General features: G+C 47.7%; 23 protein-coding genes and 4 pseudogenes. 17 read left to right on the top strand and 10 right to left on the bottom strand.

Annotation, left to right across the window (positions count from 1 at the left end; translation table 11 throughout):
- Nucleotides 1–4: 4 nt before the first annotated feature.
- The 4 genes and pseudogenes from GN278_07485 to GN278_07470 form a co-directional block, all read right to left on the bottom strand.
- Nucleotides 5–1,519: pseudogene (locus GN278_07485) on the bottom strand (resolvase).
- On the bottom strand, nucleotides 1,516–1,848 hold the full coding sequence (locus tag GN278_07480; protein ID XAT60664.1) for a hypothetical protein: 333 nt from the start codon (nucleotides 1,846–1,848) through the stop codon (nucleotides 1,516–1,518). The pseudogene GN278_07485 and the gene GN278_07480 overlap by 4 nt, the downstream one beginning before the upstream one ends.
- A gap of 88 nt (nucleotides 1,849–1,936) precedes the next feature.
- Nucleotides 1,937–2,752 carry a hypothetical protein gene (locus tag GN278_07475; GenBank protein ID XAT60663.1) on the bottom strand — a complete coding sequence of 272 codons (816 nt, stop codon included), beginning with the start codon at nucleotides 2,750–2,752 and terminating at the stop codon, nucleotides 1,937–1,939.
- 185 nt (nucleotides 2,753–2,937) lie between these two features.
- Nucleotides 2,938–3,321: a hypothetical protein gene (locus tag GN278_07470; GenBank protein ID XAT60662.1), complete on the bottom strand. Its 384-nt coding sequence runs from the start codon at nucleotides 3,319–3,321 to the stop codon at nucleotides 2,938–2,940.
- 579 nt (nucleotides 3,322–3,900) lie between these two features.
- Here GN278_07470 and GN278_07465 point away from each other — a divergent pair.
- A complete protein-coding gene (locus GN278_07465; protein ID XAT60661.1) occupies nucleotides 3,901–4,449 on the top strand; it encodes a hypothetical protein in 549 nt (182 codons plus the stop codon).
- Between the two features lie 5 nt (nucleotides 4,450–4,454).
- On the opposite strand, the gene GN278_07460 is transcribed toward GN278_07465, so the two are convergent.
- A complete protein-coding gene (locus GN278_07460) occupies nucleotides 4,455–4,880 on the bottom strand; it encodes a hypothetical protein (protein ID XAT60660.1) in 426 nt (141 codons plus the stop codon).
- A 475-nt stretch (nucleotides 4,881–5,355) separates the two neighbouring features.
- On the opposite strand from GN278_07460, the gene GN278_07455 reads away from it, so the two are divergent.
- Nucleotides 5,356–5,631, top strand: a complete 276-nt coding sequence (locus GN278_07455) for a transposase (protein ID XAT60659.1) — start codon at nucleotides 5,356–5,358, stop codon at nucleotides 5,629–5,631.
- The gene (locus GN278_07450; GenBank protein XAT60658.1) at nucleotides 5,628–5,858 is read left to right on the top strand and encodes a hypothetical protein; all 231 of its coding nucleotides are present in this window, start codon (nucleotides 5,628–5,630) and stop codon (nucleotides 5,856–5,858) included. Before GN278_07455 ends, GN278_07450 begins: the two co-directional genes overlap by 4 nt.
- A gap of 296 nt (nucleotides 5,859–6,154) precedes the next feature.
- Here the strand turns inward: GN278_07450 and GN278_07445 are convergent, their stop codons facing one another.
- From GN278_07445 to GN278_07430, 4 genes are read right to left on the bottom strand one after another with little or no spacing between them, the layout of a single operon-like run.
- Nucleotides 6,155–7,495 carry an MmgE/PrpD family protein gene (locus GN278_07445; GenBank protein ID XAT60657.1) on the bottom strand — a complete coding sequence of 447 codons (1,341 nt, stop codon included), beginning with the start codon at nucleotides 7,493–7,495 and terminating at the stop codon, nucleotides 6,155–6,157.
- A complete protein-coding gene (locus GN278_07440; GenBank protein XAT60656.1) occupies nucleotides 7,495–8,652 on the bottom strand; it encodes an acyl-CoA dehydrogenase in 1,158 nt (385 codons plus the stop codon). The genes GN278_07445 and GN278_07440 overlap by 1 nt, the downstream gene beginning before the upstream one ends.
- Before the next feature lie 8 nt (nucleotides 8,653–8,660).
- A complete protein-coding gene (locus GN278_07435; GenBank protein ID XAT60655.1) occupies nucleotides 8,661–10,136 on the bottom strand; it encodes an aldehyde dehydrogenase family protein in 1,476 nt (491 codons plus the stop codon).
- The gene (locus tag GN278_07430; protein ID XAT62588.1) at nucleotides 10,105–11,262 is read right to left on the bottom strand and encodes a CoA transferase; all 1,158 of its coding nucleotides are present in this window, start codon (nucleotides 11,260–11,262) and stop codon (nucleotides 10,105–10,107) included. The genes GN278_07435 and GN278_07430 overlap by 32 nt, the downstream gene beginning before the upstream one ends.
- Before the next feature lie 117 nt (nucleotides 11,263–11,379).
- On the opposite strand from GN278_07430, the gene GN278_07425 reads away from it, so the two are divergent.
- From GN278_07425 to GN278_07380, 10 genes are all read left to right on the top strand, one after another.
- Nucleotides 11,380–12,303 (top strand): LysR family transcriptional regulator, encoded by a 924-nt coding sequence (locus tag GN278_07425; GenBank protein XAT60654.1) that lies wholly within the window; start codon nucleotides 11,380–11,382, stop codon nucleotides 12,301–12,303.
- 97 nt (nucleotides 12,304–12,400) lie between these two features.
- Nucleotides 12,401–13,195 carry an enoyl-CoA hydratase gene (locus GN278_07420; GenBank protein ID XAT60653.1) on the top strand — a complete coding sequence of 265 codons (795 nt, stop codon included), beginning with the start codon at nucleotides 12,401–12,403 and terminating at the stop codon, nucleotides 13,193–13,195.
- A 3-nt stretch (nucleotides 13,196–13,198) separates the two neighbouring features.
- Nucleotides 13,199–14,134 (top strand): hydroxymethylglutaryl-CoA lyase, encoded by a 936-nt coding sequence (locus GN278_07415; GenBank protein ID XAT60652.1) that lies wholly within the window; start codon nucleotides 13,199–13,201, stop codon nucleotides 14,132–14,134.
- On the top strand, nucleotides 14,131–15,201 hold the full coding sequence (locus tag GN278_07410) for an alcohol dehydrogenase catalytic domain-containing protein (protein ID XAT60651.1): 1,071 nt from the start codon (nucleotides 14,131–14,133) through the stop codon (nucleotides 15,199–15,201). Before GN278_07415 ends, GN278_07410 begins: the two co-directional genes overlap by 4 nt.
- A gap of 264 nt (nucleotides 15,202–15,465) precedes the next feature.
- On the top strand, nucleotides 15,466–16,446 hold the full coding sequence (locus GN278_07405; protein ID XAT60650.1) for an ABC transporter permease: 981 nt from the start codon (nucleotides 15,466–15,468) through the stop codon (nucleotides 16,444–16,446).
- 149 nt (nucleotides 16,447–16,595) lie between these two features.
- Nucleotides 16,596–17,624, top strand: coding sequence for a substrate-binding domain-containing protein (locus GN278_07400; GenBank protein XAT60649.1), 1,029 nt, complete (start codon nucleotides 16,596–16,598; stop codon nucleotides 17,622–17,624).
- 91 nt (nucleotides 17,625–17,715) lie between these two features.
- Nucleotides 17,716–19,836, top strand: a complete 2,121-nt coding sequence (locus tag GN278_07395) for an ABC transporter permease (protein ID XAT60648.1) — start codon at nucleotides 17,716–17,718, stop codon at nucleotides 19,834–19,836.
- On the top strand, nucleotides 19,833–20,933 hold the full coding sequence (locus GN278_07390) for a hypothetical protein (GenBank protein XAT60647.1): 1,101 nt from the start codon (nucleotides 19,833–19,835) through the stop codon (nucleotides 20,931–20,933). The genes GN278_07395 and GN278_07390 overlap by 4 nt, the downstream gene beginning before the upstream one ends.
- 3 nt (nucleotides 20,934–20,936) lie before the next feature.
- Complete coding sequence (locus tag GN278_07385) at nucleotides 20,937–22,454, top strand: ATP-binding cassette domain-containing protein (GenBank protein ID XAT60646.1); 1,518 nt, start codon at nucleotides 20,937–20,939, stop codon at nucleotides 22,452–22,454.
- 122 nt (nucleotides 22,455–22,576) lie between these two features.
- Complete coding sequence (locus tag GN278_07380) at nucleotides 22,577–22,789, top strand: DUF2188 domain-containing protein (protein ID XAT60645.1); 213 nt, start codon at nucleotides 22,577–22,579, stop codon at nucleotides 22,787–22,789.
- 74 nt (nucleotides 22,790–22,863) lie between these two features.
- On the opposite strand, the pseudogene GN278_07375 reads toward GN278_07380, so the two are convergent.
- Nucleotides 22,864–22,959 (bottom strand): annotated as a pseudogene (locus GN278_07375) (hypothetical protein).
- Between the two features lie 112 nt (nucleotides 22,960–23,071).
- On the opposite strand from GN278_07375, the gene GN278_07370 reads away from it, so the two are divergent.
- From GN278_07370 to GN278_07355, 4 genes and pseudogenes are all read left to right on the top strand, one after another.
- On the top strand, nucleotides 23,072–23,635 hold the full coding sequence (locus tag GN278_07370) for an AAA family ATPase (GenBank protein ID XAT60644.1): 564 nt from the start codon (nucleotides 23,072–23,074) through the stop codon (nucleotides 23,633–23,635).
- 424 nt (nucleotides 23,636–24,059) lie between these two features.
- Nucleotides 24,060–25,411, top strand: a pseudogene (locus GN278_07365) (IS3 family transposase).
- Nucleotides 25,412–25,520: 109 nt separating this feature from the next.
- Nucleotides 25,521–26,378 carry a CoA ester lyase gene (locus GN278_07360; protein XAT60643.1) on the top strand — a complete coding sequence of 286 codons (858 nt, stop codon included), beginning with the start codon at nucleotides 25,521–25,523 and terminating at the stop codon, nucleotides 26,376–26,378.
- A 1-nt stretch (nucleotide 26,379) separates the two neighbouring features.
- Nucleotides 26,380–26,784: pseudogene (locus GN278_07355) on the top strand (selenium-binding protein).
- Nucleotides 26,785–26,806: the final 22 nt, after the last annotated feature.

The following is a 26,806-nucleotide window of genomic DNA, read 5'->3' as shown; positions in this document are numbered from 1 at the left end:
CTTGAGAAAAATTACCCCTTAAGGCCTTGAAAGGTAATGATAAATAAGGGGTTCTAGCTCCCTTTTTTAGGTGGTATTGCAGACGGTCTTTGAAGGCCAGTCTCAGCACTGTTCTACGCAGGGTGATCTCACCTGTTTCCCATAGTTTCCAAGGGTTTGCGAGGAATTGCAGGGCGAGTTCTAGTTTTTCGTCCATGCTGTTTGATGGTTTGGTGTAATTTGCCAGCTGATCGGCCAATCTGAGCTTATTTTGCTCTAAATCTGCGATTTTGACCTCATAGGCGCGAATGACCGTTGGTGAGCTTGCATCAACAATGCGCATGAGCAGGGATTCTGTCTGCTTTTCAATCGCTCTGATTTGGCTTTTGGCGGAGGCCAGAGCTTTTTCGGCTTGTTTGACACGTTGAGTCCAGATGTCTTTGAACAAGGCGGTGGTCAGCTCAATCAAGGTCGGGCTGGGTTCAAGCGCTTTGATGATCTGGCCGACTTCCCGTTCGATTTTATCGCGGGGGATGGATTTGCCATAGGCCTCGCAGCCCTTCGTCTGGCACAGATAATAGGCATAGTGTTTTGTATTGCCTTTGGACCAGGAAGAGCGCAGCGGCGTGTTGCAGCACCCGCAGGTCACAAAGCCGCGCAGGGCAAAATCCTTGCCGATATTCTGGTGCATGGGGGTTTTGGCGGGGCCCTTGCGGCGTTTTCGCACCCTGTCAAAGGTCTCGAGTGAGATGAGCGCGGGGTGATGGCCTTTGAGCCAATCAATCTGGTAATTCTCGGAACAAATATAGCCCGTATAGATCGGGTGGGTCAAAATATCCGTGACACGCTGTTGAGTAATTATGCCTCTGTTATTGCGTGGAAAATCAGGCTTGGTTTCAAAAAAGCGTTTGACCTCGGCCTGTGTTTCAAAGCGGCCAGAGGCATAGCCTTCAAATCCTTCGGTGACGATGGTGGCAAGAGGCTCATCTCGCACCAGTATTTTGCCATGGCCTTTTCGGGTTTCATATTTATAACCAGCAGGCGCATTATGTATCCAATAGCCACCCAGCATTCTGGCCCGCATTTTTTGAGCAACTTGACGACCATTTTGCTTGCGCTCCAATGCCCCTTGCGCGGCCATGATGGTTTCGATGAATTCGCCTTCGGGCGTGTCTTCAAATTTGAAGTTCAGGCATTCAATGGTGGCCCCGCGTGAACGTAGCGCATCGCGCAAATCCAGATGAAAGCGCGTATCCCGCGCAAAGCGTTTGAGATCGTCAAAGATGACCACATAGTTTTCAGTTGGCTCTTTTGGTCTTTGGGCATCGAGATAGGACAAAAGCGCCACCATACCAGGGCGTTTCATAAAATCACCGCCGCCAGTGATGGTATCGGGAAAGACAGCCTCAACCCCATAGCGCTTGTTCGCCGCATATTCGCGGCAACGGGTTTCTTGGCTTTGCAGCCCGTGGCCTTCCTCTTCTTGTGTTTTGGAGGACACGCGGCAATAGATCAGGGCTTTTTGATTAGTGTCAGTCATTTAGACCTCGCAGTCGTGGCGTCATTCTTTGATGTGTGATTGGCATGGTGTGACCCTAGCACATCAAGCGGCAGATTTGGCGTTCTATCTGCAATCGACCCACAGGTCTGGTTTTTTGCAAAAGCATCTTTCGTTGCCAGTTGTGCAGGATGGACATTGAAGCCAAGATCAACAAAGCCGATCACGATGGAAACAAGGGCTTGGAGAAATTCAAGCGTTTCATCATCGCTCATATCCACATCTTCAAGAAACTGGGCATAAAAATCCCAGTCGATGGTGATGGAGGGTGTCGGATCATGTCCGTGGTTATGGGGTGGTTTTCGTGTCATTTTGCGGCTTTCGGTCTTTGAGGGTTCGGGACAGCCTGCCTGATCGGTTGCAGGGTATTTTGCGTGTCTGGCAGGCCAGAATCTATGGTCATGAGCGGCGGCTGAACGACCGCGCTGATGTGTCCTGATTTTGCTTGGCGGCAGCGCGCGCCTGCTTTTCTTGTTCAATCTGGGGGCGATAATAGTGTTCATCCAATTGTTTGCCCCAATCGCGCAGCTCCAGCGGTGTTTCAACGCCTATGGCGCGTTGTTCGGCAACAAAGGCATCGGCCATCAGCTTTTTGGCGTGATTGTCACGCACGCCATAGTCATCGGCCAGCATTTGCGCTTTTTCCGCAAGAGCGCGATTGAAGTTGATCTTGTCACCATTGGCCATCATGGGCTCAATCTCATGAGCCGCATTCAGGGCGATGTCCTGGGCTTTCGATTGTACGGCGGCCTCGCGCTCTTTGAGGCTTTCGCACAGCTGGAACATGGTTTGCCCCGTGCGCTCGCGGTATAAATCACGAAGGGTCGTTTCCAATCGCTTGGGGTCCATATTTTCCGAGCGCCCCATGGCATAGGCGTAATTCCCAAGCTTGTCTTTGAAACTGCCCGATTTATAAATCTCGCGCTCTAGAATTTCTGTGATGTGAATGGCTTCGTTGAATTGCGCATCCGTAAGCAAGCGGCCAGCAAAGCTTTCTCTGGCTTTGCTCAACCCATTTTGATGGGCGGTTTCTGCATTGACCTTGGCTTTGCTGGCAGTTTGCCCCATCACAGCGCCGTTAAATTGCTGTTCTGCCTTGGGATAGAGCATCATCTGGAATAAGTGACCAATGAGCGTGAAAAAACGGGTGGTCGCCATTGGGTGATGGGTGTTGATGAGCTGACTTTGTGCTGAAGATTTTTCTATTAGTACCATAACAGCGCAAATTGCAGCACATCTCATTCGTAAAATGTCCCAATAGGCACGCGAATAAGGTTCTAAAAATAAATCTGTTGCTTCAGAGTCCGCCTGCAATTCAATGCATTGGCGTATTTTTTGGTGATCGGATTTAGCGAATTGTTTGAGAAGATGAGAAAAACCTCATCATCACCTGTTGATTGTTATATTCTGACCAGTGAAGCCTGTCGTACAATTGAAAAGTGAGATAGTTGGATGTGCATCAATTCGTGCAACATGAACCAAACCAAAGATAAGTGAACCATATGCTCAATCGCATAATCATCAGATTGCGCGATAATGCGTTGTCCGTCAGGCAGTGTTAATATCGACGATCCCCATGCTTGCATCCACAGCTCTTCTAATGTGGCTGTTATTCCAGTATTAACATGTAATTCAATAGTGCTTGCTGTAGGTTTGACCATAGCCCAAAAACTCAGGTCTTTGTGAATTTTGAGGATTGGGATTTTAGCAAATACTTCGCCAGTTACCCATTCATAATGCTTGAGAGCATCAGTCAACGCATTTGAAAGTTTGCAAATAGCCATTTTGATATTCATCCTACGACTTGAATAGCCCTTGGATAGCATAAAATTTTCATGAATGATGGGGCTCATTCCAATTACGATTAGTAAGGCCGTCTACGGGCTTTCGTGAATGAAGCCCGATAGATCGGTCTTCACCAGAAGGCTTCAATCCGACTAAGCCAAAACCGTAGTAGTGGACAGAAAACACCCACGCCCTTCCCTGATTGGATGGTTTTGCCGTAAACTGGTTTAAAACCACGGCTAAAACCGAAACCGCCCCCTTTGGACAATCTAAAAAAACAGCTAGAACAGCGCCCTAGAAATCGAATTTAAGATGCTTCGTGGGTAGATCGACCGCATGGATGCCGAGCGCGAGCGCGAGCAGTTCACAGATCAAATCGAGGCGCTACGGGAACAGGCAGAGCATCAGAGTGCCGACCATAGGCAAGCACTGGCCGTACTGACTGACCAACGGGAAGGCGAGCCTAAGCAGGGTTTGTGAGCGCGCTTAGGGGGGCCGTAGATAGCACCGCACGCATGGTTTCTGCTTTGTTAACCGCAGAGAATTACCGTCAACGTAAATTTATTTGGAGAGTTGCAATGCAATACGAATTTCGTGGTAGAACGCTGCAAGATGCTGTCGTGAAGGCTACGGGTAGACCTGTCCTCAGCAAGAAGGATGCTAGGATCAATAATTGTCGGCAGATAAAGCGGGATATTGATGCAAACAATCGACGCCTCGAATCTCTTGCAGATAATATTTCGCGACTCCAGTCGCAACTTGAATCGGCTCCGGGGTCCGATAGACTTCTTGCGACACAGGAAGCTTTATTTTTAGCGGTGGTAAGCGGTTATTTTGGAAAACTGACATCCAAAATAAGAAATTTTATTCGAAGATTTGATCCGAAAAAGGCTGGAAAAAGGATCGGTCGTATTGCTATTTGGGGGGGTGGCGCTGGCGCGGCAATTAGTGAATTGAAAGACATACTTTCTTCGTTTAAGTATGAAAATATATCTCGCACAAACTCCTTAGCCTCGCAGATCGCCGATGCAATAAATAAATTAGAGAGAGAAGGGTATCTGGCAAATGAACTTTTTGAACAGGCTCTTAATGATCGGTGTGATTTCGTCGGAAGCCCTCCGATTTAAAGTGTCTATTCTCTACTAAAAAAGATTTGCCAAGCACTGAGTATTGACATGATGGCATAGAATATGCGCCAGCCATTTGATACAAAATCGCCCCCAAAGACAGATAAAAAAGTCGCGCTGAAGAAGACGAATATGACGAGTGTTTTATATACAATATCGAGAAATCGCATGGTAGGTACTCCTAGTTTGTAGGTGTTAACGAAAGGTATACTGCTTGTTGCAATATCCGATGAAGGCCGCACCGGCGTTCTTTGGAGGGTTGCCTGTGGTGGCTTCCTCTGTCGCCATTTCCAACCAGTTTGAGCACAGGGCGTGATAATGCCAGCCTTTTTCACGGGCGATCTCGCGGCCTTTTTCTTACGCCCAATCTGGTGATTTGATAGATGGCGCATGTCTGGCTTGGTCGCCAGTGAGAACAGGGGGTGTTCCATGGACGCGGTGTCATCCTCAGGAACCACGTCCGAAATGTCGAGAATGAAAAAATCTCTCTGTGGGTGTCACTCAGGTAGCAAGGCCATGAATTATTCATGGCGCATATTTGCACTATCGGGAACCCAAAGCTCACACTATCGGAAACCTATCTCATTCGCACCTTTCAGAAACCTTTGAATAACTTTCATTCATCAGGTCAAAGGATAAGCTGTGATTTCGAGGTTAGTAACTTTTCTCTCTGGGTAATCCCTGACGGTTAATTGGTGGCATGTCATGCCGCTTTTATTTTGCGCTTCGGCGTCTCGCCTCGCTTGAACCCAATTTCAAGCTTAACACAGGTGAAAAATCCCTTTCCAATAGACCAAGTCCGACTGGCCCGCTCCATTCGCTGAGCCTCCCCATCTGAATTGGTGGACCTGTCGCGGAATTGTGCCGCTCCTTTAACCGCATATTATGCACTAAAGGAGAATACACATGGGAAACAAACCAACAGCAGAATTTAGACAGGAAGTTGTGCGCGTAGCATTAACAAGTGGGCTTAGCCGTAAGCAGGTCGCATCGGACTTTGGGATTGGTTTTTCGACACTGAGCCGCTGGATCAAAGAAGAACGCGATACAGTTTCTACGCCTGAGCCACAAATTGATTTGATTCACGAAAACGAACGGCTGCGAAAAGAAGTCCGCATGCTTCGTGAGGAGAGGGAAATATTAAAAAAGGCAACACAGTTCTTCGCGAAGCAAAAACCGTGAGGTTTAAGTTTATCGAAGAACACCGTGGCACGCTTCCAATCAATCGTCTGTGTCATATTATGAATGTCAGTGCACGTGGTTACCGCGCCTATCGCACACGACCAATCAACCAAAGTCAGAGAACGGATATGGTTTTATTGGCTCATATTCGGGATCAATTCGCCGACCACAAAATCACACGTCTCAACGAGCTCCTCCCGTGGCTTTACGCTGCAATAGCAGCGTAACTCAACCCATCGATCCGCGCCAGAGCCCCCAGACCAAACGGGTACGAATTACTACCTGCCGGGGGATCTTGAAAGGCAGATAGGCGCATTTGTCGATCATTATAACAATACTCGCTACCATGAGAGCTTACAAAACCTTACGCCTGCAGACGTCTACTATGGGCAGGGTAGCAAAATCCTGAAAATGAGAAAGGAAATCAAAAAACAGACACTCCAGAAGCGACGCTTGCAACATCAATCCGTTGCAGCCTAAACTCAAACAGAAACTGAACCAGAGCCTCCGTTAGGAAAACACTTCACCAGTCCGAAAAACCCTGACAACAGACACCCAGCAATGATGCGCAAAAAGATCTACTTGGTTTTGCAAGAGAGACATTGCCGATAATCTGCCATAGATGCTCCTCTCTTGCCCTACCCAACAAACTCGCTGCCTTGGCTCTTACTCTTGCCTCGCGTTCATGTGGGGCCCTAAGATCCAGTAGATCGTATTCGGATCGAAGTTTACGACTATTTGATAGGTTTACAGTGACCTTTGTTTGGGTATCGGAAAGTAAGTCATCGGTTATGACATTCGTCAGATCCCTCAATCTTATCAAATTTGGAATATTGCAGAGATCATCCGAGAAACAGTCCGGACGAGCGGTTTCAATTCCCGATAATCCCATGGCCGCGATTAATCGATAACTAAACTTGGCTTCCGTTCCAGTGGCAGGGCTTTTGATGTCGCAAACATTGCGGTATTGGGGATGGGTAAACACTTCGATGTATTCAACTTCTTCTAGGGCAAATGAGTGCGCATTTTTGATAAGTGCGAGTGCCTCAAGCATAGCGTGAGTCCCGTGACAACAAGCATGAAACTTGTGACTTACGTCAGTAAATAACCAGTCCTTACCCAAACCATCGCATGCAAAGGAATTTTCTTCACTGTGATGAGTAGCACCAAAACCCTGAACACCAGTCAGTGCATCGAAACCAGATACAATTCCTTTTTCAGCCAGCAAACACGCTTCAACCGCAGAGGACGCAGCCATCCCGGCATGAAATGGTTTTCCCATAGTCCCAAATTGTTCTTTGACGCCTGATGCCATTGAAGCGACAAGCGACAATGCCGTCCGGGTTTGCTCGGCGCTAAATCCAAGAAGTTTGGAGCATCCTGCGGTCGCCCCAATGGCACCGGCTGTAGCGGTTATGTGAAACCCAGTCCTGTAGTGTGTTCGCCCAAGCCAAACTCCGATTCGGGTAGTCGTTTCCAAACCAATCAAAGCGGCTTCCTTAATGGAAACCATATCACTACCAATCTTGTCGGCAAAGGCAAAAACTGCGGGAAACACAACAACGGAAGGATGGCCAATATAGGAGAAGTGCGTATCATCATAGTCAAGTGCATGGGAAGTTGTCCCGTTAACAAGTGCTGCAGCACGCGCGGGAACATGTTGACTTAACCCGGCTGCATAAGCCTGTTGTGTACCACATTCTTCTTCAACAAGTGAGCGAATGATGTTCGCAATCGGTTCATCCATTCCGGCAATGGTAACCGCTGCCCAATCCAGAAGGGAAAGACTGGTAATGTGATATGCGGCTTCATTTTCCACAGGTGCAGCGGTTATAAAGTCTACAAATTGATCTGTGATTGACATCAATAAGATCTCGGCATGCCAAGTACATGCTCTGCCACATAGGATAGGATCATATTGGTGGAAATTGGCGCAACTTGATAGAGCCGTGCCTCGCGGTATTTCCGCTCAATATCGTATTCCTCGGCAAAGCCAAAACCACCATGGGTTTGGATACAGGCCTCTGCAGCAGCCCAACTGGCATCCGCTGCCAGCAGTTTTGCAAGGTTTGCTTCTTCACCAGGGTTTTCGCCAGCTTCATATTTTGCGATTGCCTGATTGACCATCAGTTCTGCGGCACGCATTTGAGAATAGGCGCGCGCAATAGGGAACTGTATGCCCTGATTTTGGCCAATCGGCCTTTTGAACACCTCCCGTTCATTTGAATAATCTACTGCTTTTTTAAGAAACCACTTGGCATCACCTATGCACTCGGCCGATATCAACATGCGCTCCACATTCATCACCGACATGATGTAACGAAAACCCTTTCCATCCTTGCCAACTAGACTGGAGGCAGGGATTTCCATGTTATCAAAAAACAACTCTGTCGTTGCGTGGTTCATCATCGTACGTATAGGACGAATAGTGAGGCTCTTTCCTAGCACTTCGCGCATATCGACCAGAAATACCGAAAGGCCATCCGTCTTCTTCGCAACCGCTTCTAAAGGCGTGGTTCTGGCAAGCAACAGCAGAAGATCAGAGTATTCGGCACGACTGGTCCAGATTTTCTGACCGTTAACAACATACTTGTCACCGTCGCGCTTGGCTCGGGTTTTTAGCGCTGTTGTATCCGTACCGCTTGTTGGTTCTGTAACACCAAATGCCTGCAGACGCAGTGAACTATCCGCAATTTTGGGCAGATACATATTCTTCTGCGCATCCGAACCATGTCTCAACAAAGTGCCCATTGTATACATCTGGGCATGACAAGCACCAGCGTTGCATCCTGCACGATGAATTTCTTCTAAAATAGCCGCACCAGCAGATATCGGAAGGCCTAGCCCGTCATATTCTTCTGGAATGAGCGCGGAGAGATAACCGCGATCACTAAGCGCTTCGACAAAATCAACTGGATAGGTCTGTTCTCGGTCGCACTTTCTCCAATACTCTCCAGGAAAGTTTTCACAGAGCCGGGCGACACCATCGCGAATTTCTTGGTGATTGAGTTCGTAATTCATCAGACGCCCTAACGCATTATGAACGGATTGGCCGTAGTTGTTTGTTTTGCGATCCACACTGATTTCGTTTGAAGAAATTCCTTGATTGCCTCTTGGCCGCTCTCACGTCCCTGGCCTGAGCGTTTGTATCCGCCGAACGGAGACATGAAGCTTACAGCGCGATAGGTGTTAACCCACACAGTACCGGCCTTTAGTTTTTCAGACATTCTGAATGCCCGCCCGATATCCGAGGTCCAAACACCCGCTGCAAGACCGTAGACAATATCATTGCCGATATAAATAGCCTCTTCTTCGGTGTCAAAGGGAATGATCGAAAGGATTGGACCAAACACTTCTTCCTGTGCAATCCGCATTTCATTGGAAACTCCTGTGAAAATTGTGGGCTCTACAAACTGATCGCCCATTACCCCTTTTCCGCTGTAAGGTTTCCCCCCTAACACACAAGTTGCGCCGTCTCTTTTTGCAATTTCTATATAATCCAAAACCTTTTGATATTGTGGCCGAGTTGTAATTGGCCCCACATGGGTATCCATTGACATTGGGTCACCGATCTTTGCTTCACCAGCAACTTCAACCAGCCGCTCAACAAACCGGTCATGGATAGAGCGTTGGACCAACAGTCGAGATCCCGCAATGCAAGTCTGGCCAGTAGCAGCAAAAATGCCGGATATCGCTCCCATTACCGCCGCTTCAAAGTCAGCATCCTCAAATACAATGTTAGGAGATTTACCGCCAAGCTCCAGCGTTACCGGCATTATCTTTTTTGCAGCACTTTCATAGATTTTCTGGCCAGCAAAATCAGAACCTGTGAATGCTACCTTCGCAACGTCTGGATGCTCGACCAGTGGAGCCCCCACTTCGAGTCCAAAACCAGTGATGCAGTTTACAACGCCATCTGGAATTCCGGCTTCTTTAATCAGTTCCACAAACTCAAGAGAAGAAACAGATGTAAACTCAGAGGGTTTCACCACCGCTGTGTTTCCAGATGCAAGTGCCGGAGCCAGTTTCCAGGCCAATAGGAGAAGCGGGGAGTTCCATGCAGTTATCATCGCAACCACGCCCAATGGCTCGTAACGCGTGAAATTGAAGATACCAGGTTTGTCAGATGGCAACACAGTTCCTTCGATTTTGTCGGCCAATCCGCCAAAATAGCGGTACCATTCAGCTAGGTATTTGGTTTGCACTCCCATCTCAGCAATCAGTTTGCCATTGTCACGCACCTCAAGCTCCGCCAGTCGTATTGCTTCACGCTCTATAATTTCAGCAAGTTTTGTGAGCAGTTTGCCCCGGTGTGTCTGACGCATTTCACCCCACTCGCCTTCAAATGCAGCTTTGGCTGCCTTAGTTGCACGATCTGCATCATCTGTGTTGCCGCGGGCGATTCTTGCCCAAACCTTGCCTGTATATGGGTTTTCCGTGTTGAAATATTCTCCAGATGATGGTGTTATCCATTCACCGTTTATGTATTGCTGATATTTTTTCATGCTGTTTACCAAATTCGCTTTTGATGGATTGGCCATGCTCATCAAAGGATGGAACATGAGAAGTTTCTGTCGACTCTGAACTAACAGGGAGGCGGGCAATTTCCAGCTCTATGCCATTGTATTCTGCGCGGGAATTTTTCAAAAACGGGTGATCAGAAAGTTCTGCCACACTGTTAAGAGCCGCATTTGCAATTTTTGCTTCATCTAGCTTTGCAATGATTTCAGTAGATGTGTGGTTTGAAAAATGTGTATTTATAAGAGCGTCAAGTTCTCGCTGATTTGAGTATCTTTCGGGGTTGTTTTCAAAACGTGCATCATCAACCAGTTCCGGTTGTGCAAGAACCTGCTGACAGAACACGGACCATTCGCGATTGCTTTGGATTGAAAGTAAAACTTGGTCTCCGCCTTTGCAGGTGAAAGCACCGTACGGTGCAATGAAACTGTGTTGCAGGCCGGATCTTCTTGGTGCGCCACCCATGTAGCGCTGGGCCAAAAGTGACATGTTCATCCAGTCGGCCATTACGTCAAACATTGAGACGAAAATATCTGAACCCGTTCCGGTCTTACCACGTTGGATCAGTGCTCTCAAAATAGCTGAAAAAGATGTCAGCCCTGAGGAAAGGTCTGCGAGGGACATGCCAACTCTGGAAGGGTTTTCGTGTGTCCCGGTTACTGAACATAACCCGCTTTCCGCCTGAACCAGAAAATCATAAGCTTTCTTTTTCGCAGCTTTGCCTGACTTGCCGTACCCTGTAATCTGGCAGGTGATAAGACCCTTGTTTGACCTTCTAAGAGTCTCACCATCCAGTCCCATTCGATCAACCGCGCCCGGTGCAAGGTTTGAAACAAACACATCCGCCTTGCTCAAAAGCCGCAGTATGAGTTGCATATCGGTGTTTGTCTTCAGATTGAGGCAAATTGATTCTTTGCCCCGGTTTAACCAAGCGAAAATTGCACTCTCGCCATTTAATCCCGCATCATAACTACGGGCGAAATCACCTCCCGGACGTTCAACCTTGATTACCCGTGCCCCAGCATCCGCCAGCAGAAGACCACAATAGGGGGCGGCTACTGCCTGTTCAATGGAAACCACGAGTATATCTTCCAGTTCTCTGTTCAAGCTCATGCTTTTTCCACCAGGCAATCCAAAATAACGATGACCTTTGTAGACTAAGCTCTGATAGTAATATAAAAAAATAACAATGCTTATATAATAGGTATACCAATTCGGTAAGGATTATGCATGGACCTGCGTCAGTTGAAAACTTTTATTTGCGTGGCTGAGAGCGGAGCTTTAAGCCGGGCATCAGATAGGTTACGGATCGCGCAACCGGCACTTTCACGCCAAATCAAATTGCTTGAGAAAACCGTCGGAACCGAGCTTTTTGTACGCCATGTTCGGGGAATGGACTTGACTGATGCCGGGCAAATACTACTAGCTCGCATCTCCGGGCCTCTTCGTCAGCTGGAACAGTCAGTGTTTGAGGTTAGGTCGCTCGACAAGGCTATTCACGGCGAAGTCAAACTCGGCGTGCTTCCGACGATCATCAACGAGTTCTCGATTCAACTGCTGCAATATGTCCGGGAAAAACATCCCAACATCAAGCTTTATGTAAAAGAGGCCTATTCGGTAAATCTAGTTGAATGGCTCCAGACGGGTGAACTTGACGCCGGTTTTCTCTACGGTCCGGCTTCGTCCTATCATCTCCAATCAAATCAATTATTCCATGAAGAAATTGGTCTGATGAGCCCACCCGGCAGCCTTCCGCCCAGTAATGAAATTGATGTAAAGGATATTGCAGATTTGCCTTTAGCTTTGCCGAACAGACCATTCGGACCGCGATTGATTATAGATAAGATTGCTGCTTCGGCTGGCGTTTCTTTGGAACCGGAATTCCAAGTGGATAGCTTCGGAATTGCTGTTTCAATGGTGGCTAGCGGAATGTGTCATGGGTTTATGCCAGTTTCTAGCCTGTCAAATCTTGTCCGGATGGAAAAAATTGAAGTGCGGCGAATAATGCCTCAACGTGCAGAACGTCAACTAATCTTGGCACGGTCCCACACCAGCCTAAAATCTCGGGTGACGGAAGTTGTGGTTAAATCCATTTTTTCTGTTGCCAAAAAAATGCGGGAAGAAGGCAGCTGGCAAACCCACTTACAGAGTTAATTGCGTATGGCGATATACCAGCGATAACTTTCTGCGATATTCTAAATCACCATATTTTATTTGAGACTATCCTGAACATCTGATCGAAGAAAGTTAGATGAAGCAGAATTATGAAACCCTCAAAATCAGCGAACCAGCTTTGCATGTGTTACTTGTTCATTTGAACAAGCCAGATACTTCCAATGCCCTCAATACAATGATGGCGCGTGATCTGATAGAATTGTTTGAAGAGTTGGCGCTCGATCCGGGTGACACTCGCGCTATCATATTAACAGGCAGCGGGAAGCGGTCTTTTTGCGCTGGTGGTGACTTGAAAGAACGCCACGGTATGAGTGATCAGGAATGGGGTAATCAGCATCTGGTTTATGAGCGCATGGTACGCGCAATCGTCGGATGCCCGACACCGGTTATTGGCGCGATCAATGGGGCAGCGTTCGGAGGTGGTTGCGAGTTGGCTTGTGCACTGGACTTCATATATGCGGCTGACCATGCTAAATTTGCTCAGACAGAAACCCGGCTTGGCATTATCCCAGGTGTCGGAGGAACCCAGTTACTTGCTCGGGCAGTTGGTGAGCGCCGTGCAAAGGAACTTATTCTTTCAGGCCAGCCATTTTCTGTAGCCCAAGCCCATGACTGGGGGCTGGTAAATATAGTCCTCTCTGCTGATGAGTTGCTCCCCAAGACAATTGAGATGGCAAGCACAATTGCGGCGAATGCACCAATAGCGGTGCGGCAGGCCAAACAATCAATTCATAAGGGGTTGCAGATGGGTTTGATAGATGGACTTGCGTTCGAGATCGAAGCGTACAATCGAACCATCCCAACCGAAGACAGGCGCGAGGGCGTTGCCGCGTTCATTGAAAAGCGTAAACCGGAGTTCAGGGGGCGATAGGGCATGAGAGAATGCGTTGTTGTCCGTGAAGTTGGCCTGCGCGACGGATTGCAACTCGTTGATTACTTTGTTTCAACTTCCAAAAAAAAAGAATGGATTTTTCGGCAAGCTTCGTTGGGGTTTTCAGATATTGAAGTAACCTCTTTTGTTCCGCAAAAGCTATTGCCGCAATTTGCTGACGCAGCAGAAATTGTAGAATATGCGAACTCAATTGATTGCCTAACTGCGTCAGCGCTGGCGCTGAATGTAAAGGGTGCACAACGAGCAATGGAAGCCGGAGCTAGAAAGATATGTTTTGTACTCTCCGCGTCTGAGATGCATAACCAATCCAATGCGCGTTGTAGTACCAACCAATCTATAGAAAGGCTATCGGAGATTCATGTTTGGCAACAAGAGCGTCACCCGGAAACAAGTGTTGTAGCTGCAATAGCCACTTCATTCGGCTGCTCGTTGCAAGGAAATGTTCCAGAAAAACGAGTAGTTGAAATTGCCGCTTTGCTTGCTGAGAAAGGTGCTAGAGAAATCGTATTAGCGGACACGGTTGGATACGGTAACCCGAAGCAGGTCCGAAGCATGTTCGAAAAAGTTCGGCAGGAAATTTCAGATGTGCCGTTGGCAGCCCATTTCCACGACACAAGAGCCATGGGGCTCGCCAATGTGACAGCCGCGCTCGAGGCTGATGTTCGAACCTTTGATGCTGCACTTGGCGGTCTTGGTGGCTGCCCCTTTGCTCCGGGAGCAACTGGCAACATTGCTACCGAAGACACAGTCTACATGCTCGAATCGATGGGGCTTTCTACCAATGTTGACGTGGATGGTCTAATAAAACTCCGAAAAGACTTTGCATACTGGCTGCCTAAAGAAAACCTTCATGGAAGGCTTTCTAGGGCTAAGCCCGCGATCAATTTTTCGTATGATTTTGATAGGAAAATGACATGAACAAGTTTTCACATTTTGATCTCACAAATTTTGGCAAGCCGCTCGAAAAAGTAACTGGTGATATCCCCAAACCAGTGGGTTCCGAAGTGCTGCTGAAGATACTTCGTTCAGGGGTTTGTCATTCTGATTTGCACATTATCGAAGGTGAATTCGACCTCGGTGAAGAGGGTATCATGCGAATGGCGGATCGTGGCATGAAACTTCCACGCACATTGGGCCACGAAAATGTTGGCAAGGTGATTGCAACCGGGGCTGATGCTGACTTTTCATTGGTGGGCCAACAAATGCTTGTCTTTCCCTGGATTGGATGTGGTTCTTGCCGTGCTTGTGAAGAAGGCCGTACCAATGACTGTATGGCAATGCGGATAATCGGACTGGTTCAGGATGGCGGATATGCGACCCACATCCTGGTTGAAGATGCTACTGTGTTAGTCAATGTCGATGGACTAGACCCAAACCTTGTGGCCAGTCATGCCTGTTCCGGACTTACAGTTTACAATGCCCTTGGTAATCTCGGCCCACCTCATCAAGATAGCTGGTTAGCAGTGATGGGGGTTGGTGGATTAGGCCTCAATGCAATTGCCATCGCAAAGGCACTCGGATTTGAAAATATCGTCGCAGTTGACATCAATCATGAAAATCTCATGGCGGCTCGAGAAATGGGAGCGGCGGCTATATTGAACTCCAAAGATGCCGAAGTAATTGATGAACTCAGAAAAATCACGAACAACCAGCTTACTGATGTGCTTGACACGGTCGGAGTGGCATCAACTGCCAGATTGGCGGTACATGCCATAATCAAGGGAGGGCACTACGTGGTAGTGGGCCTGCATGGCGGGGATTTTAAAATGCCGCAGCCTTGGTTGCCACAAAAAGCAATGACTATTCGCGGTTGCCATGTAGGAACAATTGAACAGTTGCGGGAACTCATTAAAATGGTACGTGCTGGAAAAATCGCTCAGATGCCGATTGAAATCCGCCCTATGGATAAGGTCAATGAAGCTCTCGATGACTTGAAGTGTGGCCAAGTAACTGGTCGTATTGTACTAATCAACGAAACAGATTGATTTGAATTGGTATTGACCATTAATGCTTCTAATTATGAGGAAGTGCTTTCATTTCAATTTTTCTAAGAAAGATAAAACAGGGAATGTGTAGTTGTCTTCTAGCTATCAACTGTGGTTACTTACCACCGCAATACGTTAACATTTTGGTATAGAGCCTATCTCTCAATTCTAATTTCGCCAACCCCATTCATGTCCTATTTTCAAGAGAACAAATACCTCAAATGCGTGTTGCATTTGAGGTAATAATATCAGCTAGGGGGGGTAATGTTGATCGATCAGTCAAAGATTGTTGCGCTTATTACGGCCACACTTTTTCTTGTCTTCTCTTTGTTTTTGAACGGTTTTTTAAGCATCGATAATCTTCTTTCCCTTTTGCGCAGCGTATCGGTATTAGGTATCTTAGGAATAGGTATGGCATTAGTTGTGATTTCCCGCGGCGTTGATCTTTCTATGGTGGCAATCATGGTGATTGGAACCGCAATATCGGTGGTGATAGCGCAACCAGGAGGTGTTTTCGAAAGCGGTGTGCCATTCTGGTTAGCACTTTCAGCAGGCATCATTTTTGTAATTACTATGGGAGCTATTTCCGGCTTTCTGGTCGCCTATGGAGAGCTGCCGGCAATTTTTGCAACGCTGGCGATGGGCGGAATCGTCTATGGCATCGGAAGGGTAGGATTGATTTCCAGCGACTCAAATTATCTACCTGCCGATGCAGGTTGGGTCGAGTTTCTGGGGCGCGGGAAAATTTTTGGTGTTCCTATACCAATAATCTGCTTTCTCACAATTGCGCTTGTTTTCACGTTAATTCTCCGCCGCACAACCCTTGGGAAATACATTTATGCGATTGGCGACAATCCAGTTGCAGCAAGATCGGCAGGCATTCCCGTCAGACCTACAATAATGCTCATCTATATTGTGTCCGGCCTGATTGCGCTCGTAGCTGGTTTGCTGATTTCAGGTGCTGTTAGTCAGATCAACACCAGACTGTACACCTCAACCATGATTTACGATGTCTTGCTGGTTGTAGTTGTTGGAGGAATTGGTCTTTCAGGTGGTAAAGGCGGGATGATCAACGTTCTACTTGGTACGGTTATGATCGGGGTTTTGTTGAACGGTATGACCATTATGAACCTTTCCCATACGGAACAGAATTTGATCAAGGGACTCGTTCTTCTGGTTGCTATTGTCATCGACACTTTGGTGAACCCACGTGATGAACAAACCAGCCAGCAAGGAGATATATAACTTTCTTGGCCGAGACAAATCAGAGACGTGGTCCTGTCTCCTTAAAATAATAATGAACAAACCAGCCAGCAAGGAGTCATATAACTTTCTTGGCCAAGACAAACCAGAGACGTGGTCCTGTCTCCTTAAAATAAATAGGAGGAAAATTTATGAGAAAACTGATCAACAAACTGGCTCTCACAGTAGTAGCCACGATTCTAACCTGCGTTTCGCCAACTTTTGCCCAGGACAAAGGATTACCTGACCCACGACACGACAAATACGTAGATACAATGAAGGGCAAAAAGGTTGTGTATATTCCAATTGGAATGGGTTACGATTTGTCAGAAGGATGGTGGGCTGGCCTGAAACGCGAGCTGTTGCCGTTGGGGATTGAGCTTGAAATTCGTGATCCAAACTGGAGTGTCGATGCCGGCGTGCGCACGCTGACCTCACTGATCGGGGAACGGCCTGACCTGATTATGGTTCAGTCACCTGATGAACAAAGTTACTCGCGTGTTTTGCGCAAGGCTGAAAAAGAAGGTCTGCATGTTGTGCAAATTCAGATGCATTCCTCTCACTCATCGGACATTTTCGTCGGTGCCGATTGGATTCAGGTTGGAGAAGAAGTTGCAAAATTAGCGGCCAAACAATGTGGTCCGGACTCCAGCGGAAAAGTTGCCATTATGCAGGGTGTCCTCACTGCTTCTGCAAGCATTTTTCAGGTTCGCGGGGTTTACAATATCCTGGATCAACATCCCCATATTCAGGTAGTGTCTAATCAGGCAGCGGATTGGGATGCTTCAAAAGCTCGCGCGATTATGGAGACCGTAGTGCAACAGCATCCTGATCTTTGTGCTGCCATCGGATTCTGGGATACAATGGACGTCGGAACCAGTGCTGCAATCAAGGAAGCAGGCCTGAAAGATGACATTTTCGTGGTAACGTCCGGCGGCGGGCATAAGGATGCTTGTGACAATCTTGAAAACGGAACATTCGACGTTGCCATTTCATACGATGTACCTCGTCAGGCTCTTGAACTCGCCAATGCGGCGCGTGCGCTGCTACAGGTAGAGAGCAAGGCTGGTGCTTTCAAATATTCGCATTATTCTCCCTTGACCATAATGACTAAAGAAAATCTCAATGTCCAACGCAGAAACGGCGCTTGCTGGACTAAAGAGTCAGTTTCAGGAAACTAAGGAAAATAGCTTTCTATGAAGAGTGTCACAATACAGAAATGTATTTTGACACTCGGATAGAAAACAGTTGAGCAAAGCAATGGGGTTTTGAATGAACCGCGAAACAGTACGCAGGTGGCGCTATAAGCTGATACCTGATCACGTAATCGGCGAAATCCTGACAAAACGCTGGACAGACAATGCAATACCATTTGTTACTTTGCTGGCTCTTATCATATGTCTACAACTGGCCATTCCAAACTTTTTCACTGCTTATGCGATAACGGATTATTCCCGTCAGATTGCCGAACTGGGGTTGGTCGTTCTGGCGATGACCATTGTGATGATAGGCGGTGGTATTGACCTTTCTGTAGGTTCAATATTTGCGGTTGGTAATTTTACAGCTCTTTATTGTGTGCATATTTTTGGGATGCACCCTCTGCCGACATTTTGCCTTACTTGCCTTGCGGGCATTCTTTGTGGTGCCTTCAATGGATACTTTATTGGATACTTAAGACTACGTGCCTTTTTGACCACGCTGGTCTCGCTTATCATTTTTCGCTCAATCGTTGATCTTCTGTTGCAGAAACATGCGGTGGGGATCATGGCAATATTCCCGGATTCTAACCTCTGGTTCGCTATTGGCGAGGATGACGTGTGGAACATTCCTTACACCTTCATCGCCACAGGCTTAATTGCTCTATTTCTCCATATCGGGATCAGCCGCATGAGGCCAGGGTGGCATTTGATGGCTGTTGGGGGTGCACGCCGGTCGGCTCACAATGCAGGTGTGAATGTTAAGCGGACGGTATTTCTGACTTATGTGACTAGCGGCTTGCTCTGTGCCATCGCGGCTTTCATGTTCGCCTCTCGATTATCAAGTGCAAGTTCAGATGCTGGAAATGGAATGGAGATCATGGCTCTCACAGCAGCTGTTCTAGGCGGCACCAGTCTTGGTGGAGGCAGAGGATCCGTTGCCAAGGCAATCTTTGGAGCGATCATCGTGCTGTTATTGTCGAACGGTTTGATCCGATTGGGCATTCAGGGAGGTGCAAGCTCGTTGATATTTGGTGTAATTCTGATGTTGGCGGTGTTGATTGATGTCAGATGGTTGAAAAATCGCGGTAAAATTCTGAGCAAAGTGTATGTTTCACCAACTTACATGCGGCTTTTCCCAGCTCCTTCAACCTCGGCAAAGAGCGACTCCCCATATGCCGAAAACAACAAGCTCCACCATGTCGACATTATCGGCCTGGGTAAGATTGAAGGCCCAGAGGATGTTATCCTTGACGAAGATGACAACCTTTATGCTGGAACACGACAGGGTGACATCGCCAAGTTTCTTGCTCCCGACTACAAGGAAATGGTGACATTCGCTCATATCGGTGGACGCCCGCTGGGGATGGCATTTGATGCAAACGGTAATCTGATTACCTGCGTTGCGAGCATGGGGGTTTATTCGGTTTCACCACTGGGTAGCGTCTCTAAGATCACCGATCAAACAAATCGGAGTTGGACCTCGGTTGTTGATGATTCACGTCTCAATTTAGCTGACGATCTTGATATCGCTCCTGATGGTAAGATCTATTTTTCTGAAGCAACAAAACGGTTTGACACTCACACTTGGGCGGTAGACTGTCTTGAAAGCCGGGGCAATGGGAGGATTGTCTGTCATGACCCGAAAACCAACAAAACAAAAACCATCGTTTCCAACCTTATCTTTCCTAACGGGATCTGCACCTCCCATGACGGTCAATCCATCTTGTTTGCAGAATCCTGGGCCTGCCGAATTTCCCGTTACTGGATTAATGGACCGAAAAACGGATCCGTCGAACCGGTTATTCCAAATCTTCCTGGATACCCTGACAATATTAACCGGGCTTCTGATGGCACTTACTGGCTGGCACTGCTGGGAATGCGTGGCCCAGCTCTTGATTTGGCGCAGACAATGCCAAGTTTCCGAAAACGTATGGCGCGCCGAGTATCAGATGATTCATGGCTGTTTCCCAATATCAATACAGGTTGTGTTTTAAAGTTCGACGAAAACGGGGAAGTCTTAGATGCGTTGTGGGATTTGGGAGGAGTAAACCACCCCATGCTTTCAAGTATGCGCGAGCATAAGGGCTATCTTTATCTCGGAGGGGTTTCAAACAATCGGATTGGGAAATATAAAATTCCCGATTCTGATCAAGATTGGACCGGCTCTAAGTCCTATTGGGGAAATCTGTCATGATTAGAGTAATAAAATCCACCTTTAACCGGGTGCTCGGGCGGGGCGATGCAGCAATTCTCATGCCGGTGATGGATGGCCCGATGAAACCAAACGAAAAACTGGATGCTGCGGAACGTATCGTCGAAGTTCCAGAAATTGATAATCTAACAGTCGGTCTGGACGAGCTTTGGGCCACGAGTGGAGATCAATTGGGACGCGTTGATGCCAGCGGCTTTAGACCAGTGCGTCAGTTCACTTCTGAGATTTCCAGCTTGGCCTACTGGTCTGAGAACCGACTTGCAATTGGTCTGAACGAAGGAATAGTATTGATCTTTGATTCAGGCAAAGACGATGTAACAGAGCAAATAGATGTTTTCTGCCCCACAGCTCTCCTATTCTGGGACAAAACTCATCTGATTATCGCTTGCGGATCAAAGCATTTCGCACCATCAGCTTGGCAAGCTGATCTGATGTCAAAAGGCAGCAGTGGAAGCATTTTGATTTGGGAGACAGGCGGAGGAGTTCCAAAGGTTTTGCTCTCGAGATTAGCCTATCCTGCAGGTCTTATTGGCGTCAATGATAACCGGCTTATTTTTACTGAGGCATGGCAGCATAGGCTGTGTGCTTTGTCCAATCCTAACAGCCAGAAGTCGAAAAAAAATGGAGTTGAAACTATCCTTTCCCGTTTACCCGGCTATCCTGGTGCCTTGACACTAAATGCTGATGGATCCGTATGGCTGGCAATATTCGCACCCAGAAACCAGCTGGTGGAGTTCGTTTTAAACGATAAAGAATATCGCACTCGAATGATGCGTGATATCGAAAAGCCCTTCTGGGTAGCGCCCACCCTTCGTGGTGGCCGTAGCTTTCATGAGCCAATGCAATGGGGTGCGGTCAAGCAGTTAGGCGTATTGAAACCATGGGCTCCTGTGTTTTCATATGGATTGGCTGTACGTTTGAATGAGGAATTTCAACCGATTGAAAGCTTGCACAGCCGCGCTGATGGAAATGTACATGGTGTCACCAGCATTGTGGAACAAGCTGAAAATAATGGGGAATCGATCTTCGCTGCAGCAAAAGGCGATGGTGTGTTGGTGAAATTTAATAGTATAAAATAGAAAATGGATTCAGTAAAAAAAATACCGATTGTTGAGATCCGCGACGGAACCAAAGATTTCCGGGGAGCTATTGCAATCGAAGATGTCAATTTCAAGCTGATGCCTGGAGAAGTGCATTCCCTATTGGGAGAAAACGGTGCAGGCAAATCTACATTGACCAAGGTAATTGCCGGTGTTCATGTTCTTAGCAAGGGTCAACTTTTTGTCGATGGTACGGAACAACACTTTGCCAACCCTGGAGAAGGGCTGGATAGTGGTATCGCGATGGTATTCCAGGAAAACAGTCTTGTTCCGACGATGACAGTTGCTCAGAATATATTTCTGGGAGATGAAAGCATGTTTAATGGGCTGCGCAAATTAAATATAGCCGCACAACAATTCCTGCAATCACTCAATTTTCATGTAGATCCGACCCAGTTGGTTTCCTCACTTGGGGCGGCACAATGCCAAATGATTGAGATTGCTAGAGCAGTACATCACAAGGCGCGTGTAATCATATTTGACGAGCCGACAGCAACACTAACACCGGAAGAAAAATATCACTTTTTTGAATTGATGAAGCGTCTTCGGATTAGTGGTGTTTCTTTGGTTTTCATCTCACATGCCCTAGAAGAAGCGCTGGATATTTCTGATACGATCACAGTATTGCGTGATGGGCGCATCGTGGACAATGACGAATGCGGTAAGTTTGACCGTGGCCGCATTGTTCAAGCGATGATCGGAAGGGACCTATCCAATTCAGCATATGCGGATGTGGGAGGGAACTCCCGCATAATCCGGTCCGGAAAAGAAAAAATTATGAGCGTTGAAAACCTTTCGATGGGAGCCTCTGTTCGAAACACGTCATTTTCGATTTTCTCTGGTCAGATTACTGGTGTTTTCGGGCTTATAGGGTCTGGTAGAACCGAAATGATGAAAGTACTTGCAGGTGTATACAAGCGCGATCTTTTTCATGGAGGAAACATTGTATTTGAAGGGCGCGAAGTGCGTTACAGGGTACCTCGTCAGGCTGTTCGTGATGGCATAGTTTATGTAACCGAAGACCGTAAAATCGAAGGTTTCTTTGAGAATATGACTATTACGCAGAATATTCAGCTAGGCCATCTCGTAAGTAAAACCGAACTGTGGAACGTGATTGATTATGCTGAAGCGCGAAAGCTGTCGCAATACTGGTTTGACAAGCTGAATATTCGTGCAATCAGCCCGGATGCGAATGTAGTTGAGTTGTCTGGCGGAAATCAACAAAAGGTTGTGATAGCCAAAGGCTTGGTCCAAAAACCGAAAGTCGTTATCTTCGATGAACCTACCCGTGGGGTGGATGTTGGTGCGATAAAGGAAATCCACCGGTTCATCGAACAACTGGCTGAAGACAGTATCGCCGTAATCATGGTATCTTCATACTTGCCTGAAATTTTGAGCATGTCCGATCGTATTCTCGTGGCGCGAAAGGGGCAGATCGTAGAGGAATTCGAAGGTGTAGGCGCGACAGAACAGGAGGTTATGTTCGCTGCGGTTCACTAAGGTGTTCGCCCAACCGGCGTGTTCTTGATGATTTTGCACAAGATCTTCAGTTTCGTGGTCAAACCTCAATTTTCTGCCTAATTGCTGATTACGAAAAAACTGATGCAAACGGAGCCGATTCGATGTCATACTATCATATCTCTAAAGACGGGAAAGGCTGTAAAGCGCAGAAAGCTGGTGGACAGAAAGCATCCGCGCGTGCCGGTACAAAGGCGGAAATTCAGGCAAAGGCGAAAGGCTTTGCTGAGCGTTCCCGTGGCGGTGAAGTGAGAGAGCACGCTTCCCATGATGGCTCTGTAGTAAGCATCAAGGCAACCCCCTCTTTTTTGGTATGATTTGATCTGCGATTATTGATCGAGGTTGGGTACCCGTTTGGTCTGGGGGCTCTGGCGCGGATCGATGGGTTCAGTTACGCTGCTATTGCAGCGTAACGCCACGGGAGGAGCTCGTTGAGACGTGTGATTTTGTGATCGGCGATTTGGGTAAGGACCCATGTGAGCCAGGCGAAGGCTTAGTACTGCACACGCGCTTCAGTAAATTTTTGGATCAAATTTTGCAGGATACATACCAAAGTGAAACACAAGGCCTCTACGACCAATTAGAAGGGCTCGATACCCATGGCTGAATTGCGTGACAATTTCTTTATCCTTACCGGCGGTCCAGGATCCGGCAAGTCCACTTTGATCAACGCTCTACGCACACTCGGTGTTGCTAGCGTACCAGAAAGCGGACGCAGGATCATCCAGACCCAACAAGTGATTGGAGGCGATGTTCTGCCGTGGAAGGACCCGATGGCATACGCCCAGATGGAACTCGGAGTCGGCCTAGTGACATATTGCGAAACGGATCCGACACAAAAAACTGCCTTCGATCGCGGCATTCTGGATCCGCTTGGGTTCTTGACGGCCATCGGGCAGGAAATTCCCGAATATATGCACCAAGCTACGCGTCGGTTCCGATACAATAGAACTGTTTTCATAGCCCCTCCTTGGAAGAAAATCTACGCCCGGGACGCAGAACGAAAACAAAATTTCAGAGAAGCCAGTGCAACCTATGAAGCAATGGTCAAAGTCTATGACAAGTCAGGGTATAAACTTGTGGAGCTGCCGTGCGCAAATGTCGAGGAACGCACCGAATTCGTTAAAGAAAAGATGATGGCGAGTCAGCCGGAAATGACGTGATCAGAGTCCGCTTTTTAATATCTACTCATATGGATGAAACCCAACCCTTATGAGGGGATATCGTTCCAATCAGCCGCACGTCCCATAACTTAAGTTATCGCGCACCTTCTTTTTAAACGTCGTTTTTATGGCAGCGTACCAAGTTGATCCATGATGTGTTATGTAGACGGGAAATTGAGACACTTCATCTGAATCATATGTGCACAGTTTTTTGATTTCAGCTTCAACATCGTCAACGCGGTTATGGTAAAACAGCCAACCCATTTCTTTCTCCTTTTCAGTGAAAATTAAACACAAGAAAAAAAGCCGCCTTTCCCTTTCAATGAAAGCATTACTGAGTGTCTGAGGTCAGCGCGTACCGGAAAGATTTAGGGGTTTAAGCAAGGGAGGATTTCTGGTTCATCGCAGCTGTTAAGGAGCGAAGATGAATAAGAGATCCGGAACATCTAAAGAAGCCGCTGATAAGTTGGTCAGAGGTATCAAGCGTAAGACGCGTAAGCACTATTGTGCAGAAGAGAAGATCAGGATTGTGCTGGCTGGTCTACGCGGCGAGGAAAGCATTGCAGGTCTGTGCCGCCGCGAGGGTATTGCCGAGAGCCTTTACTACTCATGGTCGAAGGAATTCCTGGAGGCTGGCAAGAACCGTTTGGCGGGCGATACTGCACGCCAGGCGTCCTCTCCTGAGGTCAAAGAGTTGCGTTCGCAATCATCTGCCTTGAAAGAGGTGGTCGCGGAGCTAACGCTTGAGAACCGCCTGCTTAAAAAAAGCATGCTCGGGGATGGGGAGTTCGACGAATGAGATATTCCGCCTCTGAGAAGATTGAAATCATCCACACCGTGGAAGCCTCACACTTGCCGGTCAAACAGACCCTGTCGATGATTGGGGTTCCTAGCAGCACCTATTACGATTGGTATGCTCGGTGGGTTGAAGGCGGCCTGGACGCGCTGGTGGATCGTTCTCCACGACCTCGTTCAGTGTGAAGCCGCATCCCGGATGAAGTACGAGATAGCTTCATTGCGTTTGCGCTAGAGCATGAGGATCTGACGGCGCGTGAACTGGCGGTCAAATACACAGATGAGAAGCGATACTTTGTCTCTGAATCATCAGCTTATCGCATTCTCAAAGCTGAAAATTTGATCACTGCCCCAGCTCATGTGGCCATTAAGGCAGCCAATGAGTTCCACGATAAAACCAGTTTCCCGAACCAGCTTTGGCAGACTGACTTTACCTATCTCAAGGTCATTGGCTGGGGCTGGTATTACTTATCGAGCATCCTCGACGACTACAGCCGCTATATTATCACCTGGAAACTTTGCACCACAATGAAGGCTGCCGATGTCACTGAAACACTGGATTTGGCGCTTAACGTGTCTGGGTGCGATCGAGCAACCGTTTTACACAAGCCCCGGCTTCTGAGTGACAACGGATCATCATATGTCGCCGCAGAGCTCGCTGATTACCTCGACGCCAAGGGGATGGATCATGTTCGTGGGGCGCCGCATCACCCACAAACTCAGGGAAAGATTGAGCGATGGCATCAGACAATGAAAAACCGTGTGCTCCTTGAGAATTACTACCTGCCGGGGGATCTTGAAAGGCAGATAGGCGCATTTGTCGATCATTATAACAATACTCGCTACCATGAGAGCTTACAAAACCTTACGCCTGCAGACGTCTACTATGGGCAGGGTAGCAAAATCCTGAAAATGAGAAAGGAAATCAAAAAACAGACACTCCAGAAGCGACGCTTGCAACATCAATCCGTTGCAGCCTAAACTCAAACAGAAACTGAACCAGAGCCTCCGTTAGGAAAACACTTCACCAGTCCGAAAAACCCTGACAACAGACAGAACGATAAAAGAAAAATTTTGGGGGAGAATTTAGATGACAAACCGCATCATACGTCCGCGCCGTAGCTTCATTTTCACGCCGGGGCTTCGTCCTGACATGTATCCGAAAGCCTTGGCATCAGGTGCTGACATTGTCTGTGTGGAACTAGAGGATGGCATTGCGCCAAAAGACAAGGCTGAGGCGCGCAAAAACGCACTTGCTTTATTCGAACAACCTCAAGCCAACGATGGGGTCGAGAGGATCGTGCGGATTAACTCGATGCGTGAACGGTTTGGGATTGAGGACGTCAATGCAATCCTTGCAAGCAAAACGCCACCACCCGCTCTGATGATGCCGAAGGTTAGAACGCCTGATGAGGTGATCATCCTTGATCAATTACTGACTGAAGCAGCCCACGAGACGCGCCTGCACGTGATTATCGAAACCAATGAGGGCCTAGAGTCCGCGTTTGAAATTGCCAAATGCTCGGATCGCATTGACGCAATGTTTTTTGGTGGTGTGGATATGGCCGCAGAATTGCGATGCCAAAATAATTATGATGCTCTTGTCTATGCACGCTCACGAGTTGTGCATGCCTCTGCAGCTGCAGGTCTTGATGTCATTGATGTTCCATATCTTGACTTGGATGACCCTGAAGGGATGCGCGTAGAAGCTGAGCGTGTTCGCGATCTTGGTTTCTCTGGGAAAGGTTCTGTTCATCCAAAGCAAATTGCTGCTCTGAACGCAGTCTTTACGCCTTCGGAGGCGCAAATTACGCGCGCAAGGCGCATAATTTCTGAGTTTGAAAAGGCGAATACGGGTCTCATTGTGATAGACGGTAAGCTGATCGAAAAGCCCGTCCTTCGCGACATGTATCGTATCGTTGCAATTGCGGATAGAATGGGAACTTGAGATGAAAGATTGTTGTGGTCCAGGGTATTCAAGTCCCCAAGAAGCAATAGAAGCTCCTCGCGAAAAGCTCCTGTACACGATTGCAATTTACACTGGAACTGGCATCCAAAAGCCGGATTATTTAGCAACGGTTGACGTAGACCCTGATAGTCCAACATACTCGCAAGTCATCCACCGGCTGGAAATGCCAGGTATCGGTGATGAGTTGCATCACATGGGCTGGAATGCTTGCTCAAGCTGCCACGACGATAGTTCCATGTCTCGGAAATATCTTATCCTACCCGGCGTCCGCTCGAACAATTTACATATTGTCGACACCGCCACTGACCCGCGCGCACCGCGTTTGCACAAGGTGATCGAAGGGGCAGAAATCAAAGCGAAGGCTGACCTCTCTGGCCCGCATACCGATTAACTGAGCATGAGACCTA

It is taken from the genome of Rhodobacteraceae bacterium Araon29 (assembly GCA_039640505.1).
Classification (GTDB): Bacteria; Pseudomonadota; Alphaproteobacteria; order Rhodobacterales; family Rhodobacteraceae; genus CABZJG01.
The sequence above is the reverse complement of the archived record's forward strand: the minus strand, read 5'-3'. Positions and strand labels throughout refer to the sequence as shown.